17 protein-coding genes and 1 pseudogene are annotated in these 15,825 nt (G+C 63.4%); 7 read left to right on the forward strand and 11 right to left on the reverse strand.

Features of this window, described 5'->3' with window-relative positions:
- Nucleotides 1-17 precede the first annotated feature (17 nt).
- From M1D87_RS12660 to mcpP, 6 genes and pseudogenes are all read right to left on the reverse strand, one after another.
- Nucleotides 18-596, reverse strand: coding sequence for an adhesin (locus tag M1D87_RS12660; protein WP_085719915.1), 579 nt, complete (start codon nt 594-596; stop codon nt 18-20).
- A gap of 1 nt (nt 597) precedes the next feature.
- Nucleotides 598-1,032, reverse strand: a complete 435-nt coding sequence (locus M1D87_RS12665; RefSeq protein WP_013972460.1) for a hypothetical protein — start codon at nt 1,030-1,032, stop codon at nt 598-600.
- Nucleotides 1,033-1,330: 298 nt separating this feature from the next.
- Nucleotides 1,331-1,900 carry an AAA family ATPase gene (locus M1D87_RS12670; RefSeq protein ID WP_123083695.1) on the reverse strand — a complete coding sequence of 190 codons (570 nt, stop codon included), beginning with the start codon at nt 1,898-1,900 and terminating at the stop codon, nt 1,331-1,333.
- A complete protein-coding gene (pnuC, locus tag M1D87_RS12675; RefSeq protein WP_013972462.1) occupies nt 1,897-2,463 on the reverse strand; it encodes a nicotinamide riboside transporter PnuC in 567 nt (188 codons plus the stop codon). The genes M1D87_RS12670 and pnuC overlap by 4 nt, the downstream gene beginning before the upstream one ends.
- Before the next feature lie 194 nt (nt 2,464-2,657).
- A complete protein-coding gene (locus M1D87_RS12680; RefSeq protein ID WP_407682546.1) occupies nt 2,658-3,392 on the reverse strand; it encodes a methyl-accepting chemotaxis protein in 735 nt (244 codons plus the stop codon).
- Between the two features lie 186 nt (nt 3,393-3,578).
- Nucleotides 3,579-4,292, reverse strand: a pseudogene (gene mcpP, locus M1D87_RS12685) (methyl-accepting chemotaxis protein McpP); the annotation flags it as partial.
- A gap of 299 nt (nt 4,293-4,591) precedes the next feature.
- Between mcpP and M1D87_RS12690 the strand changes: the two are divergent.
- Together M1D87_RS12690 and M1D87_RS12695 are read left to right on the forward strand one after the other, a co-directional pair.
- The gene (locus tag M1D87_RS12690; protein WP_003258998.1) at nt 4,592-5,422 is read left to right on the forward strand and encodes an undecaprenyl-diphosphate phosphatase; all 831 of its coding nucleotides are present in this window, start codon (nt 4,592-4,594) and stop codon (nt 5,420-5,422) included.
- Nucleotides 5,415-5,828 (forward strand): DUF1294 domain-containing protein, encoded by a 414-nt coding sequence (locus M1D87_RS12695; RefSeq protein ID WP_123083693.1) that lies wholly within the window; start codon nt 5,415-5,417, stop codon nt 5,826-5,828. The genes M1D87_RS12690 and M1D87_RS12695 overlap by 8 nt, the downstream gene beginning before the upstream one ends.
- Nucleotides 5,829-5,949: 121 nt before the next feature.
- Here the strand turns inward: M1D87_RS12695 and M1D87_RS12700 are convergent, their stop codons facing one another.
- Both M1D87_RS12700 and M1D87_RS12705 read right to left on the reverse strand, forming a co-directional pair.
- Nucleotides 5,950-6,309: an MmcQ/YjbR family DNA-binding protein gene (locus tag M1D87_RS12700; RefSeq protein WP_039612966.1), complete on the reverse strand. Its 360-nt coding sequence runs from the start codon at nt 6,307-6,309 to the stop codon at nt 5,950-5,952.
- Nucleotides 6,302-7,204: a LysR substrate-binding domain-containing protein gene (locus M1D87_RS12705; protein WP_232880951.1), complete on the reverse strand. Its 903-nt coding sequence runs from the start codon at nt 7,202-7,204 to the stop codon at nt 6,302-6,304. Before M1D87_RS12705 ends, M1D87_RS12700 begins: the two co-directional genes overlap by 8 nt.
- 133 nt (nt 7,205-7,337) lie before the next feature.
- On the opposite strand from M1D87_RS12705, the gene M1D87_RS12710 reads away from it, so the two are divergent.
- Nucleotides 7,338-7,949, forward strand: coding sequence for an FMN-dependent NADH-azoreductase (locus M1D87_RS12710; protein ID WP_003258995.1), 612 nt, complete (start codon nt 7,338-7,340; stop codon nt 7,947-7,949).
- 154 nt (nt 7,950-8,103) lie between these two features.
- Here M1D87_RS12710 and M1D87_RS12715 read toward each other — a convergent pair whose 3' ends face one another.
- From M1D87_RS12715 to M1D87_RS12725, 3 genes are all read right to left on the reverse strand, one after another.
- A complete protein-coding gene (locus tag M1D87_RS12715; RefSeq protein WP_123083692.1) occupies nt 8,104-9,306 on the reverse strand; it encodes an NAD(P)/FAD-dependent oxidoreductase in 1,203 nt (400 codons plus the stop codon).
- 69 nt (nt 9,307-9,375) lie between these two features.
- On the reverse strand, nt 9,376-9,975 hold the full coding sequence (locus tag M1D87_RS12720) for a helix-turn-helix domain-containing protein (RefSeq protein WP_015270174.1): 600 nt from the start codon (nt 9,973-9,975) through the stop codon (nt 9,376-9,378).
- A gap of 39 nt (nt 9,976-10,014) precedes the next feature.
- Nucleotides 10,015-11,967 carry an oxidoreductase gene (locus M1D87_RS12725; RefSeq protein ID WP_322490705.1) on the reverse strand — a complete coding sequence of 651 codons (1,953 nt, stop codon included), beginning with the start codon at nt 11,965-11,967 and terminating at the stop codon, nt 10,015-10,017.
- A gap of 176 nt (nt 11,968-12,143) precedes the next feature.
- On the opposite strand from M1D87_RS12725, the gene M1D87_RS12730 reads away from it, so the two are divergent.
- The 4 genes from M1D87_RS12730 to M1D87_RS12745 all read left to right on the forward strand — a co-directional run bounded on the left by M1D87_RS12730 (nt 12,144) and on the right by M1D87_RS12745 (nt 15,728).
- Nucleotides 12,144-13,187, forward strand: coding sequence for an ABC transporter substrate-binding protein (locus M1D87_RS12730; protein ID WP_232880956.1), 1,044 nt, complete (start codon nt 12,144-12,146; stop codon nt 13,185-13,187).
- A 23-nt stretch (nt 13,188-13,210) separates the two neighbouring features.
- On the forward strand, nt 13,211-13,966 hold the full coding sequence (locus M1D87_RS12735; protein ID WP_061302371.1) for a class II aldolase/adducin family protein: 756 nt from the start codon (nt 13,211-13,213) through the stop codon (nt 13,964-13,966).
- Nucleotides 13,967-14,112: 146 nt separating this feature from the next.
- Nucleotides 14,113-14,997, forward strand: coding sequence for an EamA family transporter (locus M1D87_RS12740; RefSeq protein WP_003258991.1), 885 nt, complete (start codon nt 14,113-14,115; stop codon nt 14,995-14,997).
- Between the two features lie 410 nt (nt 14,998-15,407).
- A complete protein-coding gene (locus M1D87_RS12745) occupies nt 15,408-15,728 on the forward strand; it encodes a YbjQ family protein (RefSeq protein WP_003258990.1) in 321 nt (106 codons plus the stop codon).
- Nucleotides 15,729-15,825 lie beyond the last annotated feature (97 nt).

The raw sequence follows: 15,825 nt of genomic DNA on the forward strand, positions 1-15,825 counted from the left end.
GTTCTTAACTGGATGGGTCAATCCGCGACCCGGATGCTCAAGGTGTTGGCCATTCGGTTTCCCACCCCGGCACTCTGGTTCAACTGAATCACTCCACGGCTACCGGTGAAGGCCTGGTCACTGGTGGTGACCTGGCGATTGCCAGTTGAAGTGTCAATCGGACCGGAGTTGTTGAGCAGCGCCACGTTCTGTTGCATGAGGACGCTGTCGTCGATGCTTTGCGGCTGGGCACCGAGGCTGATGCTCAGTGCGTTCGCTTGCTGGGTGTTGGCGCCGGCGCTCTGGTTGACCCCCAGGGCGCCGCTACCGTTGCTGAAGGCGTCGCCCTGTATGGTCGCGCGCGCGTCCATCGCTGAAGTTGCGGGGGCGTTCAGCCGTTGGCGGATCTGCGTGGTGGCGCCAGCCTCGGGCCCTGCGGCGAAGGCGCGCGCGTTGGCCTGTTGCTGTTGGTCGCCGGCTGCCTGGTTGACCGACAGGTTGCCCTGGTAACGGCTGCCCGAGCTGTCGATGTCGGCGTTGTTGATCACAGGGACCGGGGATTGCGCGAAGGCCGATGTACTGCACAGCGTGACCAGGATCAGCAGCGTGTGCTTCATCTCACTTGCCTCCGGTCAGGATCTGCAGCGGCGCCAGGCCGCGCTGCACACTCGAGTTGACCATGTTCGAGATGCCATTTCCCGAGCCTGTACCGCGGCCACCGGCCAGGTTGGGCAGTTGGGATTGGTTATTGAGGTTGCCGCCCAGGTTGTTGGTCTGCTGGGTAATCAGGGTGCTGATGCCCGCACCGCTGCTGATGTTGGCGAAGTCGCCATCACTCAGTTCGTTGGTTTGCTTGAGGATGTGAGCGGAAGGATTGGCATTGACGGTGGTGGGGTTGGGGTCGGGTCTTAACGGCGGGACCATAGCGTTGCGTGTCTGCACATCACGGGTTATCACGATGATGCCGTTGTCGGCCTGGGCCGTCAGGCTCAACGAACCCAGCACATAGCCCATCAGCAGCAGGTGATAAAGGCGTTTGTCAGTTTTCCTCACGACGGCAACTCCTTCAATGAGCGCTGGCCCTGTTCAGCGATGTGAACGAGGGAGCAGAAGGTGTGCCGCTTTCGAGAAGCGGTTTCAGATCAAAAGGTTAGGGTAGTCACCATGACAAGCTGCGGCATATTCTGTCTCAGGGCTGAAACAGGCAGCCGCGAGTGGTGCAGGCAAAGCCAGTGTTGGCCTTGATTGGAAGGGTTTTTGCAGAAGTGTATCAGCACCTTGACACTACCTTCGATGCACGGAAAGACCCCATGTTTTCAGGGCCTTCGCCTAAAAGGGGTGTGTCGGTGGATTAACACTCGGCGGGGCAGGATGGCGCATTGCTATCAATGAGCTTAGCGACTGTTTGCAGTGCCAGCATCTGGCGTTGTGGCCAATTGCCCTCAATTATTTTGTACGCTTGCTCATGCCGTTGCAGCCAGTGCAGGCTGTCGTCGAAAAAGCGCTGGCGGTCGCGCAGTTCGGGCTGGCTGCGCTGGCCATCGGCAACCCAATCCACGCCTTGCGGGCTCAGCAGCAGGTGCAGGTGGTAATGCCGCGCCAGCAACGCCTGTTCCAGCCAGGCCGGGCAGTCGCCGAACAGGGCGTGGCTCCAGAGCATGTTGCTGAGCAGGTGAGTGTCGAGAATCAGTAGCGACGGTGTCTGCTCACGGGCCTGGTCTTCCCAGGCCAGCTGACCACGAGCGATGGCAGGGATATCGGCATAGCAGGTGTCGCGGCGTTCCTGATCGATGAAGTGGCGCACGTATTCGGCCACCACCACGCCGCCGAAATGCGCCTGGATCACACCGCTGAGCCAGCTCTTGCCGCTGGATTCCGGGCCGCACAGCACCAGTACTTTCATGGATTGTGCCGCGCTCATGGCTGCACCAACGCCGGGTCACGGCGCCATTCCAGCCAGCCGCGCACGGCAATCAGTGTGAGCACGGCGAAGAAACCGGCGGTGAAGTACAACTGCTGGTGCAGGTACTGGCCCACGTAGACGATATCTACCACTACCCACAGCGGCCAGCACTGCAGGCGCTTCTGCGCCATCCATAGTTGTGCCACCAGGCTGAAGCCGGTCAGGGTGGCGTCCAGCCAGGGCAGGGCGGCGTCGGTCCAGGTGGCCATCGCCGCGCCCAAGGTGGCGCTCAACAGCACCCCGCCGGCCAAACCGACGAGCAATGCCGGGCGCTGCAGGCGGGTGACCTGGCGGGCGTCTTCAGCATGGCCCGGGCGCTTCCATTGCCACCAGCCGTAGACCTGCAGGATGGCATAGGCCAGTTGCAGCAACATGCCGGAGTACAGCTTCACCTCGTAGAACAGCCAGCCATAGATCAGCACCATGACCAGACCAATGGGCCAGCACCAGGCGTTCTGCTTGACCGTGAGCCAGACAGCGGTGACGCCGAGGACGGCGGCGATGAGTTCAAGGCCGGACATCGGCGATCCTTGGAGACTGCGGGGAGGGGCGCGATTGTAGCGGGTCGGCCGGAGAAGGTGTAGGGCGTTGGGGCCTTTGGGGCTGCTTTGCAGCCCATCGCGACACAAGGCCGCTCCTACAGGGGGACGCGATCGTCTGTAGGAGCGGCCTTGTGTCGCGAAAGGGGCGCAAAGCGCCCCCGGCATTATCAACCTTATACCCGGAACTGCCGCAACAACTGCTCCAGCTCTTCGCTCAGCTGCCCCAGCGCCATCCCGGCATCACTGGATTGGCGCGCCGCATCGGCGGTCTGCTGGGACAACCCGGCAGTATCCAGCACGTTGCGGTTGATCTCTTCTACCACGTGCGACTGCTGCAAGGTGGCGCTGGCGATGGAGGCGTTCAACGCCGTGAGGTTGTTCAGTGATTGGTTGATGGCATCCAGGCTGGCACCGGCCTCGCGGGCCTGCTCGACCGTCTGGCGCGAGGCCTCGCTGCTGGTATCGATGGCTTTTACCGCGGCGTCCGACTGGCTTTGCAGGTGCTCGATCATGGTATGGATCTCGGCCGTCGACTGCGCCGTGCGCTGGGCCAGCAGGCGCACCTCGTCGGCGACGACGGCAAAGCCACGGCCCTGCTCGCCGGCCCGCGCCGCCTCGATGGCCGCGTTCAGCGCCAGCAGGTTGGTCTGTTCGGCGATGGAGCGGATCACATCCAGCACACCACCGATGCGCGTGCTGTGCCCTGCCAGTTCACGGATCACCTGCACGGCCTGGTCGATGGTCAGCGACAACCGGTCGATCTGCGCCAGGCTGCCGTGAATGGCCTCCTGGCCGTGTGCCACCTGCTGTTGCGCGGCGCGCATTTCACCGGCGGCCTGCTCGGCGGTCTTGGCCACGTCTTGCACGGCGTAAGTCACTTCGTTGACCGCGGTGGCCACCTGGTCCATCTGCAGCGACTGTTGGGCGCTGTGCTGCTGCGCGGCACCGGCGTTGTCGCCGACATGCCCGGCGGACCGGGCCAGGGCATGGGCCGCGCCTTGCAACTGGCCGACCACGCCTTGCAGCTTGCCATTGAAGCGGTTGAAGTGCTCGCCCAGGTGGGTGATTTCGTCACGGCCGTGAGTGTCCAGGCGTCGAGTCAGGTCGCTTTCTCCACTGGCGATGTTGCCCATGGCCTGCACTGCTTCCTGCAACGGGCGGGCGATGCTGCGCGCAATCAGCATGACCACCAGCGCCATCAGCAGGGCGATGGCCACGCCCACCAGCGAGGCGTCGCGCAACTGGCGGGTGAATTCGGCCTGCACGTCATCGACGTACACGCCTGAGCCGATGATCCAGCCCCAGGGCTTGAACAGTTGGATGTAGGAAGTCTTGGCCACCGGCTCGCTGGCGCCAGGCTTGGGCCAGCGGTAGTTGACCGGCCCGGCGTCCTGCTGCCGGGCCAGGGCGACCATCTCGTTGAACACGGCAAAGCCGTCGGGGTCGCGGATGGCCGACAGGTCCTGGCCGTCGAGCTTGGGGTTGGCCGGATGCATGATCATCTTCGGCCCCAGGTCGTTGATCCAGAAGTAGTCATTCTGGTCGTAGCGCAGCGCGCGTACCACTTGCAGCGCCTGTTGCTGGGCCGCTTCGCGGCTGAGTGTGCCGGCTGCCTCCAGGCCTTGGTAATAGGCCAGCACACCGGCTGCGGTCTGTACCACGTGGCGGGTCTTTTCCGCTTTGGCCTGGTACAGGTCACCGTGGATCTGGCGCAGCATCAGCAGGCCCAATACCACCAGCATGGCCACCGCCACCAAAAGGATCAGCCACAGACGGCGGCTGATAGACATCGATCTCAGGGTTTTCATACCACAGCTCCCGCATTGTTCTTTTTATTCAGGCGCATCCAAACATGCTTTGCGCGAGGCCCCCACACGACTAATGGCTAAGTGCTATCCATTCAATAGTCTGCAGCAGTTTGTACAAGGTGATTGCGAAGGCGCTCTGCTAGGATTTCGGCCGCGCAAGATGAAACCTTTAGGCGGCGTGAACTTTTCTACTGGCATTACGCCCAACAGTCGCTGTAAAACAGCCGGGCCGCGCGCGGCAATTTCAAGCAAATCAAGAACAAGGGGCCTGCAACGAGCAGTGCTCCATCGGGGGAACGATGGATTTTTGGACTGCCTTCCAGGCAATCATCTTAGGCGTGGTCGAAGGGCTGACGGAGTTTCTGCCAATCTCCAGTACCGGTCACCAGATCATCGTCGCCGACCTGATCGGGTTTGGTGGCGAACGGGCCATGGCTTTCAACATCATCATTCAGCTGGCGGCGATCCTGGCGGTGGTGTGGGAGTTTCGCGGCAAGATCTTCGACGTGGTCTTCGGCCTGACCAGCCAGCCCACGGCGCGGCGTTTCACCGGTAACCTGTTGCTGGCGTTCCTGCCGGCAGTGGTGCTGGGCGTGCTGTTCGCCGACCTGATTCACGAATACCTGTTCAACCCGATCACCGTGGCGGCTGCGCTGGTGGTGGGCGGGGTGATCATGCTCTGGGCCGAGCGCCGCGAGCACCGTGTGGAGGTGGACCACGTGGACGACATGCGCTGGAGCCACGCGCTGAAGATCGGCTTCATCCAGTGCCTGGCGATGATCCCGGGCACTTCGCGCTCCGGTTCGACCATCATCGGTGGCCTGCTGTTCGGCCTGTCGCGCAAGGCAGCGACCGAGTTCTCGTTCTTCCTGGCGATGCCGACCATGGTCGGTGCGGCGGTGTATTCGGGCTACAAGTACCGCGACCTGTTCCAGCCCGGCGACCTGCCGGTATTTGCCATCGGCTTCGTGACCTCGTTCATCTTTGCCATGATTGCCGTGCGTGGCCTGCTCAAGTTCATTGCCAACCACAGCTACGCGGCGTTCGCCTGGTATCGCATTGCCTTCGGCCTGCTGATTCTGGCGACCTGGCAGTTCGGCTGGGTTGACTGGGCGACGGCCCATGGCTGAGGTGGCACGGGGGCAAAGGGTGGAGGGCGTACGTAATGTGCGCCTGAAGCTGCTGGTGTTGGGCCTGCTGTGCCTGCTGCCGGGCCTGGGCGCGGCGCGCATGGCCTGGGTCGACCAGGCCTGGTGGCCGCTGGCGTTGTACCCGGCAATGAGCCTGATCAGCCTGCTGCTGTATTGGCAGGATAAACAGCAGGCGCGTACCCAGGCCTGGCGTACGCCCGAGAAGGTGCTGCATGCCAGTGAGCTGCTGGGCGGCTGGCCTGGGGCACTGCTGGCGCAACAGCTGTATCGACACAAGACCCGCAAGGTGTCGTACCAGCTGGTGTTCTGGGGGATTGTGCTGGTGCACCAGGTGTTCTGGGCGGACTGGCTCTTTCTTGGCGGGCGGTATCTGCCCTTCAGTTGATATGTGATTGTGCCGGCCCTTTCGCGGGTAAACCCGCTCCTACAGGTACAGCACAAGACTTCAGACCAGTGGAGAACCCTGTGGGAGCGGGTTTACCCGCGAAAGGGCCAGCACAGGGAATTCACAATAGCAATCCCACCTGCAACCGCTTTGGCAACCGCCGCACCACCAGCTGGTGCGAGCGCTGCAACAGATCACACAGCTCCTCACGCCCCATGGGGTAGGGCGATGCCATGCTGATCCACCGCGCCCGTGCCAGATACGGCGCAGGCCGCACCCCCGGGCGGTCGCAGTAGCCAAGAAACAGTTCGTCGGCCACCTTGAACGACAACCCCGCACCCGCCAGGTCGAGCACCGCGAACATCTTGTTGCCCGCCACCGAGAACACCCGGATGCCGCCCCATTTGTAGTCTTCCCGCGCACCCGGCAGGCTCAGGCAGAACGCTGCCACCTGGGCTTCGCTCATGTTTCGCTCAGACATACCTTTCTCCACAGGCCTCGAACGACGCCGCCAGGTGGTCGATCCATACCCGTACCGCAGGCAGCAAGCCGCGCCGGTGCGGGTACACCGCCTGCAGGTAGCCACCCGGCAGCGACCAGTCCGGCAGCAGGCGCACCAGTTCGCCGCGCGCCAGTTCTTCTTCACAGAACATGCTGGGCAGCGCGGTAAACCCGAGGCCTGCCCGTACAGCAGCATTACGTACTACGAAATCATCGATGGCGAGGCGCGGTTCCAGGGCGATTTCCTGCTGTTTGCCATGGGGACCGAACAGGCGGAAGTGTACCAGCCGGTCCGCCTCGGCAGCGCCCAGCACCGGCAATGATGCCAGTTGGCCCGGTTCGCGGATGTGGTCGGCGAAACCGGGCGCTGCAACCAGCTGCATCTGCGCCTGGCGCAGGCGGCGGGTGACCAGGGCCGGGTCTTCATCGCCCAGGTCGCGTACCCGCAGGGCCACGTCGATACCTTCGGAAATCAGGTCGACCCGGCGGTTGAGCAGCACCATGTCCAGTTGCACCAGCGGGTACTGCGCAAGAAAGCGGCTGATCACATCCGGCAGAAAGGCGTGGGCCAATGCCACCGGGCACGACACCCGCAAGCGCCCGCGCGGTTCGCTGCTCATGCTGGCCACGGCTTCGTCGGCGGCTTCGGCTTCCAGCAGCATGGCCTGGCAGTGGTGCAGGTAGCGCTCGCCCACTGCGGTGAGCTTCAGTTGCCGTGTAGTGCGTTGCAGCAGGCGCGTGCCCAGGCGTTCTTCAAGCTCGGCGATACGCCGCGACAGGCGCGACTTGGGGATGCCCAGCTGGCGGCCGGCTGCGGCGAAACCGCCGGCTTCGACCACGCGGGCGAAGTAGAAAAGGTCGTTGAGGTCTTGCATGGGCATGTCTCACTGTTCCACCAGTAGGACAAACTAACGCATTTTTGCTGACTTATCAGCCATTGTTGATGTCGGTAGGATTCTCCCCATCGTGATCGCCCAATGTCGCGGTCTTCATTCACAGGAGAATCCCATGAAACTGTTGCACATCGATTCGAGCATCCTGGGCGACAATTCCGCCTCCCGCCAACTGAGCCGTGAAGTGGTCGAAGCCTGGAAAGCCGCCGACCCGAGCGTGGAAGTGGTGTACCGCGACCTGGCCGCTGATGCCATCGCCCACTTCTCCGCGGCTACCCTGGTAGCGGCTGGCACCCCGGAAGACATGCGCGACGCAGCCCAGGCCTTCGAAGCCAAGCTGAGCGCGGAAACCCTGGAAGAGTTCCTGGCTGCCGATGCCGTGGTGATTGGTGCGCCGATGTACAACTTCACCGTGCCGACCCAGCTCAAGGCCTGGATCGACCGCGTTGCCGTCGCCGGCAAGACTTTCCGCTACACCGAAGCCGGCCCGGAAGGCCTGTGCGGCAACAAGAAGGTAGTGCTGGTGTCTACCGCCGGTGGCCTGCACGCTGGCCAGCCGACTGGCGCCGGGCATGAGGACTTCCTCAAGGTATTCCTGGGCTTCATCGGCATCACCGACCTGGAAATCGTCCGCGCCCATGGCCTGGCCTATGGCCCTGAGCACCGCAGCCAGGCGATCGATGCTGCCCAGGCGCAGATTGCCAACGAGCTGTTTGCTGCTGCCTGATCGAAGGTACGCGGTCGAATGTAGGAGCGGCCTTGTGTCGCGATGGGCCGCGAAGCGGCCCCAGAATTCTCGGCGTCAACGCTGAAATCCTGGGGCCGCTTTGCGGCCCATCGCGACACAAGGCCGCTCCTACAATGACCGCGTCGGCCTGGTGTCACGCGACTGGAATAGCCGGGTCAGCCGCTGCCAGTGCTGCAGCACGTTCGGCCGCCGGCGGATAGATCCACACGGTATTGATCTGCGCCTTCAACACCTTGGCTTCGGCCTTGTCCTCCGGTGGCGACACCGTGCGTTCCCACCCTTCGGTATACACCGCCCCCCAGGCCCCAAGGTCCAGGCAGGTCACGTACTTGGGCTGGCTGTAGGTCTTCGGGGCCACGCCAATCAGCTCGGCCGCCGCATTGTTGCCCGCATGACGCCCCAGCGGAATCGCATGCTGGCAGGACATCACCGCATGATTGCCAGCCTCGTCGCAGGCGGCGTAGGCCACATCACCCGCCGCGTACACGGCATCATTGCCTTTCACCTTGAGATTGCCATCGACATGCAAGCGGCCCTGGCGGTCGCGCTCGCCACTGATCTGTTCGGTGAGCGGGTTGGCCTTGAAGCCCACGGTCCAGATCACCGTGCTGGCGTCGATGCGCTGGCCGTTGTCCAGCACCACGCCGGCAGAATCGACCGAGGCTACCGTGGCACCACATATCCACTCCACGCCAAGGGCCTCGGAGGCCTGTTCGATGGCGGGGCGTATGCCGTCACCCAGGGCCGCGCCAATCCTCGCGCCACGGTCGACCACCACCACGCGCAATGCCGCGTCCTCGCCGAGGATTTCGCGCAGGCGGGCCGGCAGTTCGGTGGCGGTCTCGATGCCGGTAAAACCTCCACCGGCCACCACCACGGTATTGCGCGCCGGTGTGTCGGGCAGGTTGGCCAGTGATTTCAGGTGGGTTTCCAGGCGCGCGGCGCTGTCGAGCTTGTCGACATCGAACACATGCTCGATGCCCACCATGTCGGGCCGGTTGAGCACGCTGCCGCAGGCCATGATCAGGCGGTCGTAGGGCAGGGTGCATTGGGTTCCGCTGCGGGTGCGATAGCCCACACGGCGGGCCGCTTCATCTATATGAAAGGCCGTGCCCTGCACGAAGCGGACGTTGGCGGCATCGAACAGCTCCTGCAACGGCGCGGCCATGGTATGTACGTCGGGTTCGTAGAAGCGCGGGCGCACATGCAGCTCGGCCTGGGGTGCAAGCAAGGTGACCTCGACATCCTTGCGGCCATGGAGGTCAAGCTGGCGGGCGGCGCTGAGCGCGCTCCACAGGCCGGCAAAGCCCGCGCCTATGATCAGGATCTGCTTCATGGTTGTGCTCCTCTAAAGTTCGGTTAACAAGGTAGACCCTGTTGCTGGATATTGGGGAGCGAGCATGCTTCAGAATGTTGGCGGCGTGATCACCCAGATCACCACGGCATCGACTTCACCGGGGTTGCCGTAGCGGTGCGGTTCCTGGCTCGAGAAGCTGAAACTGTCCCCTTCACCCAGCTGGAAATGCCGCTCGCCCACCCACAGCTCGAAGCTGCCGCTGAGTATGTAGCCGGCCTCTTCACCGTCGTGGCTGTAGCTCTGTTGGCTGTAGCTTCCCGGAGGGAAGCGCGAATGCAGGATTTCCAGCTGACGGTTGGGCTGGGGCGTGAGCAGTTGATCGACGATACCGTCTTCGTAATGCACGCTCAGGCGGCTGTTGCGTCGTACCACATAGCCCTGGTCTTCGGGCGCAGTGATGGCTTCGCTGGCGAAGAACCACTGGATGGTCACCCCCAGGCTGCGGGCGATGTTGAACAGCGCCGGAATCGATGGATAGGAGAGGTTGCGCTCCAGCTGGCTGATGTAGCCGGCGGTCAGCTCACTGTGCGCGGCCAGCTCCGCCAGGGTCATGCCACGGCGCTTGCGCAGGCCGCGAATGCGGCTGCCGAGAAACTGCGGCGCGGCGCCCCCGGCTTCGCTGGCGGGGGGCTGGGGGAGTTGGCTCATGCACGTCGGTCCATCGTAAAAGCCGCAGTATGTACAGCCTCAGAGCGCCCAGGCAACCGTCAGGCCATCGTGAATCGCTTCTTCGGCGGTACGCGGCGCCAGGCAGTCGCCAATGCGGCGCACCTCGACCAGGCCGGCCAGCTCCGTTGCCAGGCGGTCTTCCGGTTGATGGCCCTGGCACAGTACCAGGGTGTCGATGCCTTCGAAGATCATCGGCTCGCCGCTGGCGGTGTGCTGCAGGTACACCGTGTTGTCGTCGCAGCCATACAGGCGGGCATACGGTGTGATGGGAATACCCAGGCGATGCAGCTCGCCGGCCAGTTGGTCGCGCACGTACAGCGGCAGGCTTTCGCCGCAATGGGTGCCATTGACCGCCAGCTGCACCTGGTGGCCGTCGCGTACCAGTCGTTCGGCGATGCCGGGGCCGATCCAGTCGCAGCGCCAGTCGATCACCAGTACCGAGCGGCCCGGTTTTGCTTCACTGCGCAGTATTTGCCAGGCATCCACCACCTGTAGATCACCGGTGCGCTCGAAGGCCGGCCAGTAGGGGGTGGCACCGGTGGCGGCGATCACCAGGTCGGGGCGTACCCGTTCGACCAGTGCGCGGTCGACCCGGGTGTTGCGCACCACTTCCACGCCCGCCAGGGCCATTTCCCGTTGCAAGTTGGTGCTGGCGCCACCGAACTCGCTGCGCCGTGGCAGCAACTGGGCCAGCAGCACCTGGCCACCGAGCTGCGGGCCAGCCTCGTACAGCGTGACCTGATGCCCGCGCGCAGCGGCCACGGCGGCGGCTTTCATGCCGGCGGGCCCGCCACCGGCCACGAGGATGCGCTTGGGGCGGGTGGTGGGTGGCAGTTGCTCGTACTGCAACTCGCGGCCAGTCTCCGGTCGCTGGATGCAGGAAATGGGCAGGCCGCGGTGGAAATGGCCGATGCAGGCCTGGTTGCAGGCGATACAGGCACGTACGTCCTCGACCTGGCCATGCTCGGTCTTGTTGGGCATCTGCGGGTCGCATATAAGCGCGCGGGTCATGCCGCAGACGTCGGCCTGGCCACGGGCCAGGATCAGTTCGGCTTCCTGGGGCTGGTTGATACGCCCGGTGACGAACAGCGGGATGCCCAGGTGTTGTTTGAAGGTGCCGGCCTCACGGGCCAGGTAGGCCGGTTGAATGGCCATCGGCGGCACGATATGCACGGCGCCGCCGAGGGACGCCGACGTCCCGGCAACGATGTGCAGGTAGTCGAGCTGGCCTTGCAAGGCAACCGCTGCGGCCAGCGATTCGTCCTCGCTCAGCCCCTGGCTGTCGCGCTCGTCGGCACTGATGCGCAGGCCGATGATGAACTGCTCGTCGGTAGCCGCGCGTACGGCGGCCAGCACTTCGCGCAGGAACCGCAGGCGCTGCTCCAGCTCACCGTTGTAGCCATCCAAGCGCTGGTTTACCCGCGGGTTGAGGAACTGCGCAGGCAGGTAGCCATGGCTGGCCACCACTTCAACGCCATCAAGCCCGGCCTGGTGCAGGCGGCGGGCAGCGCTGGCATAGCCCTGGACGATCTCGTCGATCATCGCCTGGTCCAGCGCGCGCGGCATCACCCGGAAGCGTTCATTGGGTACCGCGGACGCCGAGTAGGCCACCGCCAGCAAGCCGTCCGCCGACTCCATGATCTCCCGCCCGGGGTGGAACAGTTGCGACAGCACCACGGTGCCATGCTCATGGCAGGCTTCGGCAAGCTGGCGGTAGCCGTCGATGCAGGCATCGTCGGTGGCCATCAGCACATGCGAGGTGTAGCGAGCGCTGTCATGCACCCCGGCCACCTGCAGCACGATCAGGCCGACGCCACCGGCGGCGCGGGCGCGCTGGTAGGCGATGAGCTTGTCGTTGACCAGGTTGTCGGTAGGCAGGCAGGTGTCGTGGCCGGTGGACATGATGCGGTTCTTCAAGCGTTTGCCGCGGATCTGCAAGGCTTCGAACAGATGAGGGAAGGCGGTCTGCATACAGGCGGCTCCGGTGCGATGTTGTTCTTGTTTTTTTATAAAAGTGTAGCCCCAGTAAAAAATCAACTTGTTTTTTTACTGGTCGGCGACTAGGTTTTTCTCACCCTCGTGGCGAGGGCGTGACCTCACAACAACAAGAAAACGGGCCCCTCGGGCACCGGCAGGAGGCAACTACGATGCAGGTATTCCCACGTGTAAGCAGCCTTTGCGCAGCGTTGCTGGCCATGGGCCTGGGCAGTGCGCAAGCGGCACCGCAGATGGTCGTGGTCGGCTATGGTGGTGCTGGCCAGAAAGCTCAGGACGAGGCGATCTTCAAACCGTTCAGTGCCCAGGATGGCAGCAAGCTGATCCAGAGCGAGTACAACGGCGAGATGGCACGGATCCAGGTAATGGCCGACACCGGCAATGTCGACTGGGATGTGGTGCAGATCGAAGGGCCTGACCTGATGCGTGGCTGCGACGAGGGCGTCTACGAGCAGTTGGACTGGCAGCGCATGGGCCATGCGGATGAACTGATTGCCGATGCCGCACAGGCCTGCGGCTCGGCCGCACTGGTATGGAGTGTGGCGATTGCCTATGACCGCAACAAGCTGGCACAGGCGCCTGCGTCGTGGGCCGACTTCTGGGACGTGAACAAGTACCCTGGCAAGCGCGGCCTGCGCAAGCGTGCGGTGTACAACCTGGAGTTCGCCCTGATGGCAGATGGGGTGAAGGTCGAGGATGTGTACCAGGTACTGGCCACCCCGGCAGGGGTCGAGCGTGCCTTTGCCAAACTCAGCGAGCTCAAGCCGTATATCCAGTGGTGGGACGCCGGCGCCCAACCTGCCCAGTGGCTGGCGGCGGGAGATGTGGTGATGACCTCGACCTATAGCGGGCGCATCGCCGTGGCGGCCCAGCAGGGCAGCCCGCTGGCGGTGGTCTGGCCTGGCAGCCTGTATGGCATGGATTACTGGGCGATCATCAAAGGCTCGCGGCATGTCGACCAGGCCAAGCGGCTGATTGCCTACGCCAACCAGCCGGACACCCAGGTGCGTTATGTGCAGCAGATTCCCTATGGGCCGACCAACACCCAGGCGGCGGCGAAGCTAGACCCGTCCCTGGCCAGCTGGGTGCCTACTTCGCCGCAGAACCTGCAGGGGGCGTTGGCGATGAATGTGGAATTCTGGGTCGACCATGGCGAAGAGCTGGAGCAACGCTTCAATGCGTGGGCCAGCAAATAGCGTACTGCAAAGGTATGACGATGATGACCACAACGGAACAAAGCCTGCGCCAGGAGCTGGCCGCCTGCTATCGGCTGATCGCCCATTTCCGCATGAGCGACCTGATCTTCACCCATATTTCCCTGCGCCTGCCGGGGCCGGAGCACCACTTCCTGATCAATCCGTACGGCTTGCTGTTCGATGAGATCACGGCCTCCAGCCTGGTGAAGATCGACCTGCAGGGCCGGCCGGTTGAAGCGACGCCGCACCCGGTCAACCCGGCCGGTTTCGTCATCCACAGCGCCATCCATGCTGCCCGCGAGGATGCCCATTGTGTGTTGCACACCCACACCCGGGCAGGTTGTGCGGTGGCGGCGCTGGAATGTGGGCTGCTACCGCTCAACCAGATGTCCATGGAGTTTTATGGCAAGGTGGCATACCACGCCTATGAAGGGATTGCGCTGGACATGGATGAGCAGCGAAGGCTGGTAGCCGACTTGGGCGACAAGCCAGTGATGATTCTGCGTAACCATGGCCTGCTGACTACCGGGCGCAGCGTGGCCGAAGCGTTCCTGCGCATGTACTACCTGGAAAAGGCCTGCGAGATCCAGTTGGCGGCGCAGAGTGCCGGGCAGGTGATTTTGCCGCCGGCCGAAGTGTGCGCGCATACCGAGCGGCAGTTCAATGAGCCTGGACGAGGGTTGAAACAGGGCGAACTGGCGGATCCGGATGCGTTGCAGCTGGCATGGGCAGCATTGTTGCGGATGCTGGAAAAGGTCGCACCTGGATACCGGAGCTGACGCGCTCCACCAATCAGCTCGGCAACCCTTGCACGATAACAGTCACTGTTGCGCACCTCTGGGCCGCAACTGTGCTGGTCCCTGTCAAAGGAATAGCCTTATGCTGTAACGAAATATGTCTAGAAAGCTTGAAGAAGGATGTCGCAATGCCACTCAAGGATCTGCTCATCGCCCTGGTGGTGATTGTCGCCTGGGGAGTCAACTTCGTGGTCATCAAGGTTGGCCTCGATGGCTTGCCGCCGATGTTGCTGGGGGCATTGCGCTTCTTGCTGGTGGCGTTCCCGGCGATCTTGCTGGTCAAGCGGCCGAAGTTGCCCTGGCGCTGGCTGATCGCCTACGGCGCGACCATTTCGTTGGGCCAGTTCGCTTTCCTGTTCCAAGCCATGTACAGCGGCATGCCGCCAGGGCTGGCCTCGCTGATCCTGCAGTCGCAGGCGTTCTTCACCCTCGGCTTTGCCGCGTTGTTCCTTGGCGAGCGGCTGCGCCTGGCCAGCGTGCTGGGGCTGCTGGTGGCCGCCAGCGGCCTGGCGCTTATCGGCAGCGAAGACGGCGGCCATGTACCGATGTTGGCGCTGGTGCTGACCCTGTGTGCCGGCGCCATGTGGGGCATGGGCAACATCATCACCCGGCGCTTTGGCTCGGTTGACCTGGTGGCGCTGGTTATCTGGGGCGGGCTGATCCCGCCACTGCCGTTCCTTGCGTTGTCCTGGTGGCTGGAGGGGCCGGAGCGCATCGGCCACGCCATTGCCAATATCAGTTGGAGTTCGGTATTGGCCCTGGCTTACCTGGCGTTTGTCGCCACCATGCTCGGCTACAGCCTGTGGAGCAAGTTACTGTCGCGCCACCCGGCCGGCAAGGTGGCGCCGTTCTCGCTGCTGGTGCCTGTGATTGGCCTGAGTTCGTCGGCGTTGTTGCTGGGCGAGCGTCTGACCGCGACCCAGGGCTGGGGCGCATTGCTGGTGATGGCCGGGTTGCTGGTGAACGTGTTTGGCGCCCGCATTGGCCAACGGCTGCGCGCGGTTAGCGCGTAGTTGATCCTTCAACCACTGCCCGACTGAAAATCGCAAGCCAGCGCAATCCCTGTGGGAGATTGCCCAGCCCTTTTGGGCTGCGCTGTCGCGCAGAGAACAGATATCGCTCGTCTGACGCGTCCTTTGTAGGAGCAGCCTTGTGCTGCGAAGAGGCCGGTACAGGCAACAGACAGGCTTTGTCAGTAGCGGCCTCTTCGCAGCACAAGGCTGCTCCTACAGAACCTCGCCGAACCAATGAGTCATGTGTTGTTCTGTGGGAGCGGGCGTGCCCGCGAACACGGGCGAAGCCCGTGCCAACCACCGCGGTGCCTGCTTCGCGGGCACGCCCGCTCCCACAATGACTGCATATCTGCGAGTGGATTTGCGCTCTGTTAGAATCGGTCTCTTTTGCCGGCCAATGGAGCGCACCCATGATCATTTCCACCACCAGCCAGCTCGAAGGCCGCCCGATTGCCGAATACCTGGGTGTGGTCAGCTCCGAATCGGTGCAGGGCATCAATTTCGTGCGCGATTTCTTTGCACGTTTTCGCGACTTCTTCGGCGGGCGTTCGCAAACCCTGGAAAGCGCACTGCGCGAAGCCCGGGAGCAGGCCACCGAAGAACTGAAGGCGCGGGCACGCCAGTTGCAAGCCGATGCGGTAGTGGGGGTGGATTTCGAGATCAGCATGCCGTCGGTACAGGGCGGCATGGTCGTGGTATTTGCTACCGGTACAGCGGTGCGCCTGAAGTAGAGCGTCTGCCGCTGGTCGGGTCCAAGGCTTCGGTCTGGGCGGTCCGCAAATGACCAGCTAGTCTCACTTTCACAGGTCGCGTTTGGTAGAGCAACTG

It is taken from the genome of Pseudomonas sp. SA233, from assembly GCF_054792385.1.

Bases quoted from the DNA above. Each gene is read 5' to 3' on its own strand.
- M1D87_RS12660 (WP_085719915.1), bottom strand. From the start codon at position 596: ATGAAGCACACGCTGCTGATCCTGGTCACGCTGTGCAGTACATCGGCC.
- M1D87_RS12670 (WP_123083695.1), bottom strand. From the start codon at position 1,900: ATGAGCGCGGCACAATCCATGAAAGTACTGGTGCTGTGCGGCCCGGAA.
- pnuC (WP_013972462.1), bottom strand. From the start codon at position 2,463: ATGTCCGGCCTTGAACTCATCGCCGCCGTCCTCGGCGTCACCGCTGTC.
- M1D87_RS12680 (WP_407682546.1), bottom strand. From the start codon at position 3,392: ATGGACCAGGTGGCCACCGCGGTCAACGAAGTGACTTACGCCGTGCAA.
- M1D87_RS12690 (WP_003258998.1), top strand. From the start codon at position 4,592: ATGGATTTTTGGACTGCCTTCCAGGCAATCATCTTAGGCGTGGTCGAA.
- M1D87_RS12695 (WP_123083693.1), top strand. From the start codon at position 5,415: ATGGCTGAGGTGGCACGGGGGCAAAGGGTGGAGGGCGTACGTAATGTG.
- M1D87_RS12700 (WP_039612966.1), bottom strand. From the start codon at position 6,309: ATGTCTGAGCGAAACATGAGCGAAGCCCAGGTGGCAGCGTTCTGCCTG.
- M1D87_RS12705 (WP_232880951.1), bottom strand. From the start codon at position 7,204: ATGCAAGACCTCAACGACCTTTTCTACTTCGCCCGCGTGGTCGAAGCC.
- M1D87_RS12710 (WP_003258995.1), top strand. From the start codon at position 7,338: ATGAAACTGTTGCACATCGATTCGAGCATCCTGGGCGACAATTCCGCC.
- M1D87_RS12715 (WP_123083692.1), bottom strand. From the start codon at position 9,306: ATGAAGCAGATCCTGATCATAGGCGCGGGCTTTGCCGGCCTGTGGAGC.
- M1D87_RS12720 (WP_015270174.1), bottom strand. From the start codon at position 9,975: ATGAGCCAACTCCCCCAGCCCCCCGCCAGCGAAGCCGGGGGCGCCGCG.
- M1D87_RS12725 (WP_322490705.1), bottom strand. From the start codon at position 11,967: ATGCAGACCGCCTTCCCTCATCTGTTCGAAGCCTTGCAGATCCGCGGC.
- M1D87_RS12730 (WP_232880956.1), top strand. From the start codon at position 12,144: ATGCAGGTATTCCCACGTGTAAGCAGCCTTTGCGCAGCGTTGCTGGCC.
- M1D87_RS12735 (WP_061302371.1), top strand. From the start codon at position 13,211: ATGACCACAACGGAACAAAGCCTGCGCCAGGAGCTGGCCGCCTGCTAT.
- M1D87_RS12740 (WP_003258991.1), top strand. From the start codon at position 14,113: ATGCCACTCAAGGATCTGCTCATCGCCCTGGTGGTGATTGTCGCCTGG.
- M1D87_RS12745 (WP_003258990.1), top strand. From the start codon at position 15,408: ATGATCATTTCCACCACCAGCCAGCTCGAAGGCCGCCCGATTGCCGAA.